This is a genomic window from Bacteroides sp. HPS0048, from assembly GCF_964240755.1.
Taxonomy (GTDB): Bacteria; Bacteroidota; Bacteroidia; order Bacteroidales; family Bacteroidaceae; genus Bacteroides; species Bacteroides nordii.
In genome coordinates this window covers 1-13430 of the sequence record NZ_CAXSVC010000018.1, presented here as the reverse complement: position 1 = coordinate 13430, position 13430 = coordinate 1, and the positions used below count along the sequence as shown (strand labels likewise).

Below are 13430 nucleotides of genomic sequence, written 5' to 3'. Positions count from 1 at the left end.
CGTATGAAACTCACGAGATATTTTTTTGTAGTAGCTGTTAGTACAGCATTGGCAACCGGTTTGACCGGGTGTTTAAGCCAAGATGAATTTTTGGAAGAGCATTCTTATAAATTCGATGACCAGACATTTTATCAATCAGAATCAGATATGGAATTGGCTCTTAACGGTTGTTATCGCCAGATCCAGTCTTTGATGATGGGGCAGACGCATGGATCTCACTCTTGGATGATTGGGGGAATCGGATTGGACACATATAGTCAAAAAGGAGGAAATGATCATTTTTCAAATTGGAATACATTGACTTCTGAAAGTGGATATACACGTCATTGGTATGATAATTTGTTCAAGTTGATCAACCGGGCCAATACTGTCATTGATATGATAGACGAACGTGTTAATATCCAATATTCTTCTGAAGAGAAGAAACTGGCTATCCGTGCAGAGGCTGTATTTTTCAGGGGATGGGCGTATCGTGTATTGGCCGGTATGTATGGCAATGTGCCTATTCTGGAACACCATGCGACAGAAATTACTACGGGATATACACCAAGTAATCGTCAAACTGTATGGGAATTCTGTAAGAAGGATTTTGAATATGCTGCAGTTAATCTGCCAAAGACAGCCTCTAAACCGGGCAAGCTTACACGAGCTGCCGCTGATCATTATTTGGCGGAAATTAGTTTAGCATTAGGGGATTTTGATAATGCTGTGGCTGCCTCTACTCGTGTTATCGATGGTACGGACGGAGATTATCACTTGATGACGACTCGTTTTGGTTCTCGTGCTGGAGAGGCCACCGATCGTTATGGTAATTCATTGGCTGCTCCCGCTGGTGCTTATTGGGATCTTTTCCGTGAAGGTGGCAACCAGAACTCAACAGATAACAAAGAAGCTATTTGGGTTTGCCAATATAATTATGGAACTTACTCTACCGGTGGCGGCGGTAATGAATGGTGGCGTATTAATGCCAATAATATCGAGTCGGTTTGGATGTCTACGACTGTTCGGAATGATACGAAAAAACGCACTTTGTCAAATGGAACTCAGATATATTTATGGGGTGACAATGTGGCTTGTTTTCAACCAGGTATTATGGGTAGTGCGAAATCGAATGTACCGAGTGCGAAAGATCGCTATGAAGCGAATATTGCCCGTGACTCGATGGGGGGGAATGTGGCTTATCAAGGAACCGGTATTATTCCAACCTATTATGTACGGGATCGTTTATGGGAAGAGTCTTGCAAAAATGGTAAGGTAGATTTTCGTGGTTCTGAGGTCATGATTCAGCGAAACTGGTATACGCCGGGGGGAACGCGTTGGCTGGATGAAAAAGCTGCTGCTTATGCACGGGCAGAAAAGGCTAGAGGCACGGCCGATGAGGCGGCTTATGCTATTACGGCTTCTGATACAGTTGAAATTTTCCCTCGTTTTTGGAAATTTTCTGATGACAGACATCCGAACGGTGACAACAAAGCCTATGACTGTGATTGGTATATGTTGCGTATAGCTGAAACTTATCTGATTCGTGCAGAAGCTTATTTGGCATTGGGAGAAAAGTCGAAAGCTGCTGCTGATATCAATGTATTGCGTGATCGTGCTAATGCATCTTATTGTACAGCTGCCGATATCGATATTGACTATATTTTGGATGAACGTGCTCGTGAGTTGTTGGGAGAGGAAAACCGTTGGATCACGTTGAATCGTTTATCTGTCAATCCGAATGCAACGTATATTAGCGATTGTCATCCGATTCAGGATGAAACGACGGGTAATACGATGTATGATCGCGCTCGCAAATATGCTTTCGGGTATGAAAACTTGTCTGGTTCTAATCAACCGCGCGAATGGGATCCAGTAGAAAAACGGTATATTTCCAACTTCCATCCGTATAATTATCAGTATCCGATTCCGACGCAGGTAATTCAGTCTAATACAGGTATTGAATATCCGCAGAATACTGGATATTAATAAATTGGAAAATAATAATATTAGAAAAGAAAGGGTGGTAAAAATGCTGCCCTTTCTTGTTTATGTTGAACATCGGAAAAGTGAATACAAGTGGGAGATGTATATGTGGATGTTGTGGATAAAGAATAGGAAAAAAGAGTTTTTGGAATATCGGTATGTTTTTCTTTGGGACTCGTTCTCCCTGTTAAAAATATTAGAAAATGAAGCGAAAAAAAATAATTGTTGGAAGGATAGGATTTATTGCAATAGGTTTGTTCTTGCTGAGCCTGTATCTAAAAGAAACTTTTCAGTATGCTTTTTTTAATCGGGAACAGCAACAATTATTTCTTTTTGATTCCGATTATGTATCGGGCCTGCTTTTGCAGCCAGGTGGGGTGGCACTTTGCTTGTCCCGTTTTCTTGTCCAGTTTTTTTATTCAACTGTTTGGAGTGTCTCTTTGACTGCGCTTTTGCTTCTTTCTATCATCTTGGCAAGTATGGGGATTTTGCGTAAGTTGGGAGGAAAATGGTTTTTGGCCCCTCTTGCGTTTTGTCCGGCGGGGACTTTGATTTTGTCTTTGTTTGATCCTTGCTTTTTTTATGAAGGGCTGATTGCCTATGCTATGGCTATGGTTGGCCTTTATCTTTATTTGTCTACAGCCAGAGAAACTTTGCGAATGCGATTGTGTCTGGGGGGGGCGATTGCGTTTATTCTGTTTGGGTTGGCAGGAGCGGTTGCCTCTTTGTTCGCATGTTGTGCCTTTTGCTGTGATTTGGCTGGAAAGAGCAAAAAAAGTCTTTGTTCGCTGTCTTATGTTCCATTTACATTGTTATTGGCTTGGGGAGCTGTGCGCAGCGGCGTGATGGCTCAAATGGAACGAGGATGTACTTCTGCCAATTATTATGAATGGACATTAGAAATGCCTGTTTTCCATCATATCAGTTGGGTGGCACTGTTGCTTCTTCCGTTTGGGGTTGTGGTGGGGCGAATGTCGCTGTTGCATGGTAAATGGTTGCAAAGGATTGTTTTCTTGTTGCTTTTGACAAGCGAAATAGGACTTTTTTTCTTCTTGCAGGATCGGAGGATGAATCAGGTTCGAGTTTCTTTTGAACAATATCGATATGAATATTATACTGTTATGAAACAATGGAAAGATCTGCAACGGGAAGCTTCTAAGCGTATTATGCACTATCATGATGCGAATTATTTGAATCTCTCTTTGGCAGAGCAGGGAGTGCTGCTTGACCATTTGTTTACTTATCCTCAATATGGTCCGCAATCGCTTGTTTATATCCCGAATAATAAATCAGCCGATGTCCGTTTGGCTCATTTGTGGTTTGCGATGGGAAATATAGCTGCTGCTCAGAATGTGGCTTTTAACTCTTTATTCGCGTTGAATGGATATAATCCGACCATGCTTCAGATGTTGGTGCGGATTGAACTGATGCGAGGGAATTATCTGGTTGCGTTGAAGTATATAACCTTGTTGGAAAAAACAGTGCATTATGCCGGTTGGGCCACTGCTCAACGTCGTTTTTTGTTTGATGATGAAGCTGTGGAGCAAGATCCTTCTTTAGGCACTGGACGTGCCTCTTTCCCCTTGGATGATTCATTTGTTCTTTTGGCGTCTCCTATGGACGATTTTTATAAAATCGTAGCGGTTAATCCTGCGAATTCAAATGCGATGCAATATGCACTTGCTTATTTGCTTTTGGCGAAAGACTTTAATCATGTGCAATCGTTCGTCGATACTTATTATGGAACTCCGGCTCTTCAGTATTTGGCCGAACCGGTACAGGAGGCCCTGCTTTTCTTTTCAGATTATTATCATACATTGGAGGAGGACTATGCTCTCCGACATGGTATCTCGAATGAGCAGTTATCCGCTTACCAACAGGTTGATTGGGAATACTGCAAGGCACATGGTGTCGAATCGTCCACATTGGATCGGTTTGTGCAGTTTAAGAAAGGATATGAACAAGTACGACAAGGAGCTCCTCGTTCCTTGTTGGATGGTTTCAAGCATACATTTTGGTATTATTTACTTTTTGCTGAGATTGGATGATGGAAACAAAGATTAATTGGATGATATGTCTGCTTGCAGGACTGTTGTTTGGAGCCTGTAGTGGAAACAGACCCGTACAAATACAAGGAGTGTTGGAGGCTGACCCTGATATATTTCCGGATTATAAGGGTGTGACGGTTCCGATGAATATCGCCCCATTGAATTTCTCCTATTTAGGGAATGAACCTTGCCGGTTGGTCGTTGAAGTGGCAGGGCATGAGCTGATGCAGATGGAGGGCAGACGAGGGCTTTTTTCATTTCCGGTTTCCGATTGGAAGGATTGGATGGGTCGATACGCTGGTGACTCGCTTCGTCTGACTGTTTTAGCGTATCAGTCGGATCAGTGGAAGCGTTACCGCTCTTTTTCAATCTATATAGCCCCAGATTCAATAGATTCTTATCTTTCTTATCGATTAGTTCCTCCTGGATACGAAGGTTGGAGGGAAATGGGAATCTACCAGCGTGACCTTTCTGATTATGAACAACGTCCTATTTTGGAAAATCGTCTGACAAAAGGTAATTGCGTGAACTGTCATGCCTATTGTGAGCGTGATCCGTCACGTATGATGTTCCATGCGCGTGCGGATTTGGCTGGTACGTTGATTCTGCAGGACGGTTTGGTTGAAAAGCTAGATGTGCAAACAGAGCAAATGGGTTCTTTTGTTTATCCGTATTGGCATCCTTCGGGTGATTATATTGCTTTTTCCATGAACAAGACTCGCCAAAATTTCTATAGCCATGATCCCGATAGGGTGGAGGTCTATGATACAGCCTCGGATGTGGTGATATATAGTGTGAAAGATCATAAAATAATGACTTCTCCTTTGTTACGATCTACTTGTGCTTTTGAAACATTTCCGACTTTTTCACCGGATGGGCATTTTTTATATTTTTGTTCAGCGGTTGCGGTCGATTCGCTGCCCCAGAATTGCAGGCAAGTGAAATACAGTCTTTGCCGGATAGCGTTCGATTTCCAAAACGAACGTTTGGGAGAAGTTGTCGACACGCTTTACAACGCGCGTATGGAAGGACAAAGTGTTTCTTTTCCGCGTTTGTCTCCTGACGGACGTTTCTTGGCTTTTACACTTCATGATTTTGGTAATTTTTCTATTTGGCATAAGGAAGCTGACCTGTATATGCTTGATTTGCTTACTTCCAGAAAATATCCTTTGGATGTTTTCAATTCGGAAGAGGCGGAGAGCTATCATTCTTGGAGCGGTAATGGTCGTTGGATGGTGTTCAGCAGCAGGCGGATTGATGGACTTTATACACGTCTTTTTATTGGCTATGTTGATTCGGAAGGGGTGGGGCATAAACCGTTTTTGCTGCCCCAGAAGGATCCTTTAACCTACTATGACGCGTTAATGTTTTCGTATAATATACCGGAATTGATGCGGTCAGCAGTCACAGTGGACGCCTGTCGGCTAGCCGGTTGTTTGAGAAGCGGAAAGAAATCAAATTTGAGGTGATAAGTGAATCGGTGGAGTGTTTGGGCGAATATAGTTGTAAATGCCGTGCTTGCTTCGGAGAAAATTTCTTGTAGTGAATAATATGGCTCTGTTCAGGAGTTTCGTTTCAATGAAGAAGGCAAATATGGAACTTTGTAATTGACAAACACTCATTTCTTTGTCCTTTGCAGCATTGATGCTGAAATGGCAGACATAGAGAGAAAAATGCGGTTATAAGATCCGCCTCTTTAGACATCGGTAGAGTGGTTTCCTATTTTGGGGATTGGGTGACGGCATATAATTGGTACTTGCTTGTTTCGCTTATGTCATTCGATATAGACATGAAGGAGGTCTCTTTTTGCCAGAAATGTAATGATTAGTATCAAAAGGATAAGGCGAACTGTGGAATATTGTGGATAATTTTGGCTGTAATGTTACTAATGCCATTGAATAATATATAATGATATGGAAATAATTTGGAAAACAATTCAATTGAGTTGTCTCTTTTTTTCTTTTGCAGAGTTTTTTGTTCAGGACAAAAGATTTTTTAGTGAGAGACTTTGGGGCGAAAGCGGATGGAATTACGTTGAATGTGGCGACAATTCAGAAAGTTATTGATTTCTCCCATGAACAGGGCGGAGGTCGTGTTGCGTTTACTCTTGGTGATTTTGTGACAGGCTTGATCTATCTGAAATTAGGTGTAACAAAATGTGAAGTTGTCCGCAAAAGAAAAAGACTATCGTCCTGCGATTGTCCTTGATGATGTGCACAATAGAACATTTAAGAATGTGAGCGCTAACGTTCCTGGATAGAAACGTTATTATTTATGTTCGTGACAATTTTTCAAAAATCAGGAAATTATTTTTTATCTATAAATTTTTATTATCAATAAATGAAGAAGTCTGTATTTATATTAGGATGTACATTGTGGGGTGTCTCTTTGTCCGCACAAAATGAAAATGTACAGTATCAACTGCTGGAGGGATATTCTTCCTCTCGTGCTTTTAATCCGAAACACATTGCAGTGCCAGATTTGCCAGGATATAAAACTCTGAAATGTGATTTCCATTTGCATACCTATTATTCGGATGGACATGTCACTCCTGAAATGCGTGTATTGGAGGCTTGGGCTGAAGGACTAGACGCTATTTCAATCACAGATCATCAGCCAGTGCCTCGTTCTCACACGGAAACGAAGGATTGTAATGTCTCTTACAATAAAGCCTTCCCAATGGCTGAAAGTAAAGGAATTACGCTGATAAAGGGGTTGGAGATTACAGGGAGCGATCCTGTTGGACACTTGAATGTCCTTTTTATCAAAGACTGTAATGACTATATGCCGAAAAAAAGAAATTTTTCAGAGACTGAAGCTGACAGCCTGATTGAAAAAGCTGCTGCGGAGGGCGCTTACATTACAACGAATCATCCTGGGTGGCCAGATAAGAACAGCGAATTGCCTGCTTATATTGTTCGTCATATCGAGCAAAAGCGGATTCAGGGTATTGAGATATTCAATAACGAAGAGTTTTATCCGCGTGCTATCGATTATGCAGACCAGTATAACTTGGCTTATATTGGAGCAACGGATGCTCATTATCCAATGGATTTCCTGTTTGACTTGAAAAAGAAATTCCGTACATTGACGTTTGTTTTTGCAAAAGAAAATACGCCAGAAAGCATTAAGGAGGCCCTTTATGCGGGTCGTTCAATCGCCTATGCTGATCAGAAATTGGCAGGAAAAGAGAACATGTTGAAATTGTTTTTACGTTCTTCGTTGAAAGTACTTTCTTATGAGGAAAGGAATGGAAAGTTCCATGTCCGTCTATTGAATGAAAGTGATATTCCTTATCTATTAGATAACGGCGTTTTAAGTGATCGTATTCGTATTCCGGCACATGCTGTTTGTGATATGACTCGTCCTCTTTCTCAATTGACACAGCCTTTCCGTGTGACAAATATGTATATCTCGTCTACTGAACGTCTAGAAATACCAGTGTCCTATCTGTTGGCTTCAAAGGAAATGCCAGAAATGCCATATGTTGATGAGCGGAAGGTCTCGTTTGTCAAAGAAGGCTTGTCAATAGTTTTGTCTTGCGGTGAAGGTGATACCTATTATACACTGGATGGAACTGAGCCTGAATTTGGTAGCGCTTCCCGTTGTGAAGGTGCGATCATACTGGATGCTCCTTGTAAATTGAAAGCTTGTACCTATAAGGATGGAAAGCCCAGTCGTGTATATGAACGTTATATCGGTTTCTCACGTGCTATCAAATGTAAAGGAAGGCGACAGGGGGTATCTTATCGCTATTATGAAGGTAACTTCAAATCTGTGAGTGATTTGGAGAAGATTGGTGAAATGAAGGCAAAGGGAGTGAAATCTTATTTAGAATTTGAGGATGATTTCAGAAACGAGGATCATTTTGGCTATGTGTATGAAAGCTTTTTGTCCGTCCCTGTTTCAGGAGCTTATGGTTTCTCCTTGAAAAGTAATGACGGTTCGGACCTGTTTATTGGAGGCGTTCGTGTAGTTGACAATGATCGGGCTGTCGGCTATGTGGAAGCAAATGGGTTTGTCTATCTAGAAAAAGGGTGTCATCCTTTGAAGCTTCGTTACTTTGACGGGTATAGTGGCGAGTATTTGCTGATGGAGTGGATTTGTCCTAAACAAACCTATGGGGAAACTGTCTCTGCCTCATGTCTTTTTGTTGAATAGAAATCTCGTCTTATCCAATATTAGCGAAGATAGTCTGTTTCTATAGTTTGATTTTGGGCGTATTTGGATCGATGAATGATTATCGGTAGTTAGAATTATCTGTTTGAAAGTGTTACAGAACCTTTCAAAAAATATAGTGAAAGAGGTTGTATCGTAACATGTTACACGACACAGCCTCTTTTATTCGTTATACAGAAGTTTTTTTGTTTATTTATTCGGATTGACTATACATACAGAATCCTTTTGCGATCTTTTTACTGAATGTCCCTTGTTAGGTTTAAAAAAATCTTATTTGAATTTAAAAATCTAATGAGCGAAAACTGTATCCAATTCCTTTATCTCTAATTTATTCGGAATACCGCTACCATAAACTATTTTTCTTTAGAATTATAAAAAACTATTTCCTTATACACCCTATAATATCCAGGCTTGTTGTCATTAAAAAGGGGATAAAGATTTGCTGCAAATTGATATTTTTTCCCTTGTCTAACTTCAATACCTATATCAGTCCATGCATTGTTGCCATTCAGTAGTAGCCATTGATTGTCTTCTTTACGTGCTACCATATAATCCTCTCCCAAAAACAGGACTTTGGAATTATTATTATTCAGACTCATCGACACGCTTTTTGTGTCTATCGGATAAAAAGCTTTGTCTGTTTTCATAGATATTTGCAGAGTATCCAAGAATGCAGGTGCCGTAAAAGGTGTTGCTGGCTGAACTCTTCCATGATTGACTGCCGAATAATTAACAACTTTTCGTCTGAACATTTCTTGAAAATGCTGTGAATTGTTCATTAATAATACTTCAATAGTATCCTGTTACCGATAAAGGATGATAGTCATATTCAGTTCGCAATGATAGAGAATCAGAATTTAAGGCTTCTCCTTGCGGAATATCCCGTGGTATAGGACTCAGTACTATATTTACAGGCCGTTCGAAAGAATTTTTATTTATTGGAATGATTTCAGGACTAAATGTGATATCTGATATAATATCTAATTCTCATAACGGAGAATCAAAAACGTCTTTTTTGAATGCTGATTTCAAAAGGGGCTGTCGGTATATCTGGAATAAACAGATACTTTATTCGTGCCCAACATCGCCTCTAAACAATGAAAACGCTGTTGCAGGGTGGTATCGGATTTAATAATGCTGTCTACATAAAGAGCATAATTCCTCTTACAAACGAATGCCGTCTGTTTTATCATCTTGTCCATTCTTGGAAGGGTAAGAATGACAAGAATTAAATAGTACTAATGATGTAAAGAGTAAATATTTTATGATTGTCATTTGTAGAGTCTAAAAGTTACCAGAATTGTATATTTTACCTTTATAGCCTTCCTTTACAATGTTCCGGGTAGCCTTTGAGAAGCATTGGATATTCTTTCTTTTCAATATTCTTGCGCTTATTGGTACAGTAAGCGGCAAGAATACAACATCCCATTAAAAATACAATTCCGACTCTCATAGGTAAAAGCTGCGAATCAATAATGGAAGTAAAAGCGGATGTATGCTCCATATAAATAGGACTTTATTGTTTTACTTAATTAAAAAATATAAGCAAGGGACAATTGCCAATATCTGTTTCTTGATTTGAAAATATCACCATCGAAAATCTGGTCTATGGCGTCATGCTTGTCTCCTCCGATATGGTGTCTGGCGGATTCCGTTAATCCGATGTTATAGTAGCAGCTCAGCATCAGATGTTTCATTATCTTCACGCCACCTCCGAGATTCAGACCGACTTCAGTGGAACGCCATCCCATAGAAGAAAGATCCTTGTCTATGGCATCTACGGCTATATGGACTAGTTTGCGTCCCCAATTGTCCTCATTTACTAAAAAGGAAAAAGAAGGTCCTATTCCTAAAAACAAGTCAAAGTTGTCGGACAACCCCATTTCCCATTTTAATTCTATGGGTATGTCGATACTTTGTGTCTTGATATCGGCACTGACGTCATTGGAGGTGTTTGTCAATTTCACTCCACGCTGTACATACAATAGGGAAAAATCCAAGGTTAGTCCATAGAAACCGGTCTGATATTGTAGCATGGGACCTACTTGAAAACCAGTCATATTCTCTGTTTTAACCCGGTTGCTTATACCTTGAATATCAGCTTTGTTTCCAAGCACACCGGCTTTCAATCCAAAATGGAGACCTTGAGCCATACAAGCAGCAGGACATAACCAAACTAAAAAAAATAACAGATAAATAGCTTTTCTCATTTTATGTTAAATAAATAGTATTATAATACAAAGATACTAATTTCAGTCAAGGCATTTTGGCATGGATTACGGTATTATTGGTGAAAAATCATTTTTTTGTGTTTTTTGCTTCAAGCAAGTTTCCGTATTGTTTCGTTTTCTTTTTCCTATTTAAATATATTACTAACTTTGCTTCTATATTGGAATGTGGTTTACTGTTGTATGATGTGTTTTCTATTATACGATATGACTATTTAATAAATGGTAAAAATGAATAAAGTAATATTTTGCGGAATGATGCCTGTTCTTTTACTGTTTTTTTCAAGAAAGTATATTAAGAATATTGATTTTCCCGAGATATTTGGTTTATCTTTATTCGGAGTTTCACGATAAAATAGTCTTTGATCTTGTCAAATTCGTTCTATTGGGTATATATCCTGACAATGCGCTATTTCATCAGTTAACACACAACCAACTTTCGAACAAGCCATCTTCTCTTTTGATGAAAATAAAGCCTACCCATGAACTTGATAAATTCACCGGCAGACTTATCTATAAGATAGATTTATAGTAATCGACTGCTCAACTACATCTTGTACATTCGATTTATCAGTAAGATGCACTCCATTGTAAGTACATATCAATTTTCATATACCAACTTGTCTCAGGGTTGTTTTTGAGTGGCAGTCTCGCTTTTTCCTGTTTATTCCTGCATTTTCCCGGAACTGTCCCGATTATTTTCTCCATCATCCGGCAGTAATTCCTAGAACCACTTTATATCCGAGACAGCAAAAACAGTGTCATCAGATGACACAGGGCTTCTTCTATAGATATGATTTATATGAAAAACGGATACTGGTAGTATTATACGGTGTTTTTACGAATTAACCGTAGAATATTACCTATTATTCGGAAAATAATCGTATTTTTGTAGTGTGAAAAGAACTTCTAAGGTGGATTATATGAATGATATAATTAATAAAGTTGCGTCTCTCGGAGGGACTATATCCACAACGGATATATCTCACCTGTCGGAATATAAACAGGTGTTGCGAGCTAAAGAACGTGGCGATTTGATAAGATTGCGTCATGGGGTATATGCTGTTCCCGAGGCATTGCTAAACACGATGATAGACGTGGAGAGGATAATACCGAATGGTGTTGTATGCCTATACAATGCCTGGACATATCATCAAGTGTCTACGACAGTCCCGCCTGCTTTTTGCATAGCCATTGCCAATAAAAGGAAAGTAGTGCTTCCACACGTCCTGCCTATAGAACTTTATTATTGGAAAAAAGAGAACTTGGAGTTTGGGATTATGGATGCGGATATATCGGGATATAAAGTTCATATTACTGATATGGAACGAAGTGTTTGTGATGCGGTGAAGTATCGGAACAAGATTGGTCTGGACGTTTGCGCGGAAGTAATACGTACTTATCTGAAAAAGCCGAACCGTAATCTCGCCCGTTTGCAGGATTACGCCAAGCGCCTAAGAGTGTTTAACACGTTGAAAAATTATCTCGAAATCGCAATAGAATAAGATAATGGGAAAGAAAAACTATGGCAAGTCTGTAAAGACACGCTTGCTCAACCTCATGAATGAGACAGGCTATAAATACATGTATCTTCTGGCAAGGTACTTCAACGAGAGACTGCTTTACAGGGTTTCTGTAAGCCAGTACAAGGACAAATTCTTGTTGAAAGGCGGCTCTTTGCTTTATGCCATGAATGGACTTGAGGCTCGTCCTACGGTTGATGTGGATTTTATGGCAGACAGGATCAGTCGTGACAGGGATTTCCTGGCTCGTGTCTTCCAAGAAATCCTGGGTATCGTATGCCATGAAGATGGGGTGTCATTTGACGCAGGAAGTATCAAAATAGAGCCGATCACAGTCGAAAAGAAATATCCTGGTACAAGATTCTATTTTACTGCCCATATGGATACCATAGCTTATAATATGTCTGTAGATATTGGCTTTGGTGATGTCGTCATTCCACATCCAACAACTATAGACTTTCCTCTGCTTTTATCGGATATCCCTTCTGTGAATATACAGGCATATTCTTTAGAAACCGTTATTGCCGAGAAGTTCCATACGATGATAGATCGTGATGTTCTCAACAGTCGCATGAAAGATTTCTTTGACTGTTATCAGCTCCTGACGAAGAGAAATTTGAATGACGACGCTTTGTATGACGCCATCGAAGCGACGTTCGACAATCGAGGACTTGCATACAACCCCGATTTGCAACTGTTTACGGATAGTTTTGCTACAGACGGGGCACGCATAAGCTGTTGGAAGGCTTTTCTTAGAAAAATTCAATGGAAAGAGGCGCTTGATTTCGATACTGTGATGAAGGTAATAAGAGACAGGCTACAGCCTATGGCTGAAAGATATTGGATAAAACTCTCAAAATAGAATTGAGTAAGATTTAGACAGGCTCTTAGCCATCTTTTAGGAACATTATCAGGTTTGAGCAAAAAATATTTCATAAAAATCCCTATTGACATTTGCGGAAATCGAACTTTTTATCTACCTTTACATTGTCAAAGAGATGATGATTGTAAAGACAATTACGAAAAGCGATGAATTTAGTGTAGTGTTAATTCAATGGCTTTCATAAAAGATAAAGTAGTAAATGTGCAGTCAATCAGGAGTTTAGAATAAACCGAAATAAAAGGTTCGATTCCTGGTGGCACCACCCAAACAAAAGTTAAATCGCTAATTCTCATAGGATTGGCGTTTTTTCTTTTAGCCCCCCTATATGTCGTAGTCACTATAATAGGGCTCAGTTGTAATTCTTGGGGGATTAATTTTGTCAATTCCCTTCATGCATATATCTTTGCTAGCCTAAAAAGGAAGAAGCTCATATCCACTACTCCTCTAAATGATGCCCTAAATGCTTTGATCTTAGCATTAAATGCTTCCGCTGCTGCATTTGTACTCCTGTTCACAAAGAAGTTCAAAATCCTTTCATAATGATTCTCAATAGAGTTTGCTACTGTTGTGAATGTATCGTATCCATATTCTTCAATCTTATTAT

At 39.6% G+C, this 13430-nt stretch carries 11 protein-coding genes; 7 read left to right on the top strand and 4 right to left on the bottom strand.

All coding sequences use genetic code 11. From position 1 onward, the window contains the following. Positions 1 to 3 precede the first annotated feature (3 nt). The 5 genes from ACESQI_RS14435 (at position 4) to ACESQI_RS14415 (ending at position 8174) form a co-directional block, all read left to right on the top strand. On the top strand, positions 4 to 1968 hold the full coding sequence (locus ACESQI_RS14435) for a RagB/SusD family nutrient uptake outer membrane protein (protein WP_005640395.1): 1965 nt from the start codon (positions 4 to 6) through the stop codon (positions 1966 to 1968). A gap of 200 nt (positions 1969 to 2168) precedes the next feature. Next, positions 2169 to 4013 (top strand): DUF6057 family protein, encoded by a 1845-nt coding sequence (locus tag ACESQI_RS14430; protein WP_373126455.1) that lies wholly within the window; start codon positions 2169 to 2171, stop codon positions 4011 to 4013. Further along, positions 4013 to 5482: a PD40 domain-containing protein gene (locus ACESQI_RS14425; protein ID WP_005651497.1), complete on the top strand. Its 1470-nt coding sequence runs from the start codon at positions 4013 to 4015 to the stop codon at positions 5480 to 5482. The genes ACESQI_RS14430 and ACESQI_RS14425 overlap by 1 nt, the downstream gene beginning before the upstream one ends. A gap of 529 nt (positions 5483 to 6011) precedes the next feature. Next, positions 6012 to 6221, top strand: coding sequence for a hypothetical protein (locus ACESQI_RS14420; RefSeq protein ID WP_122300621.1), 210 nt, complete (start codon positions 6012 to 6014; stop codon positions 6219 to 6221). Between the two features lie 132 nt (positions 6222 to 6353). Further along, complete coding sequence (locus ACESQI_RS14415; RefSeq protein WP_005640404.1) at positions 6354 to 8174, top strand: PA14 domain-containing protein; 1821 nt, start codon at positions 6354 to 6356, stop codon at positions 8172 to 8174. A gap of 371 nt (positions 8175 to 8545) precedes the next feature. Here ACESQI_RS14415 and ACESQI_RS14410 read toward each other — a convergent pair whose 3' ends face one another. From ACESQI_RS14410 to ACESQI_RS14400, 3 genes are all read right to left on the bottom strand, one after another. Continuing rightward, positions 8546 to 8971, bottom strand: coding sequence for an immunoglobulin-like domain-containing protein (locus ACESQI_RS14410; protein ID WP_005640406.1), 426 nt, complete (start codon positions 8969 to 8971; stop codon positions 8546 to 8548). A gap of 249 nt (positions 8972 to 9220) precedes the next feature. Further along, positions 9221 to 9394 (bottom strand): hypothetical protein, encoded by a 174-nt coding sequence (locus ACESQI_RS14405; RefSeq protein WP_272073653.1) that lies wholly within the window; start codon positions 9392 to 9394, stop codon positions 9221 to 9223. 330 nt (positions 9395 to 9724) lie between these two features. Continuing rightward, positions 9725 to 10402: a porin family protein gene (locus ACESQI_RS14400; RefSeq protein ID WP_005640413.1), complete on the bottom strand. Its 678-nt coding sequence runs from the start codon at positions 10400 to 10402 to the stop codon at positions 9725 to 9727. Between the two features lie 941 nt (positions 10403 to 11343). On the opposite strand from ACESQI_RS14400, the gene ACESQI_RS14395 reads away from it, so the two are divergent. Together ACESQI_RS14395 and ACESQI_RS14390 are read left to right on the top strand one after the other, a co-directional pair. Further along, positions 11344 to 11925: a type IV toxin-antitoxin system AbiEi family antitoxin domain-containing protein gene (locus ACESQI_RS14395; protein ID WP_122116606.1), complete on the top strand. Its 582-nt coding sequence runs from the start codon at positions 11344 to 11346 to the stop codon at positions 11923 to 11925. Positions 11926 to 11929: 4 nt separating this feature from the next. Next, the gene (locus ACESQI_RS14390; RefSeq protein ID WP_005640423.1) at positions 11930 to 12805 is read left to right on the top strand and encodes a nucleotidyl transferase AbiEii/AbiGii toxin family protein; all 876 of its coding nucleotides are present in this window, start codon (positions 11930 to 11932) and stop codon (positions 12803 to 12805) included. Positions 12806 to 13215: 410 nt separating this feature from the next. Here ACESQI_RS14390 and ACESQI_RS14385 read toward each other — a convergent pair. Further along, positions 13216 to 13430: transposase (locus tag ACESQI_RS14385; RefSeq protein ID WP_373126453.1), on the bottom strand; the 215-nt coding region annotated here is incomplete at its 5' end.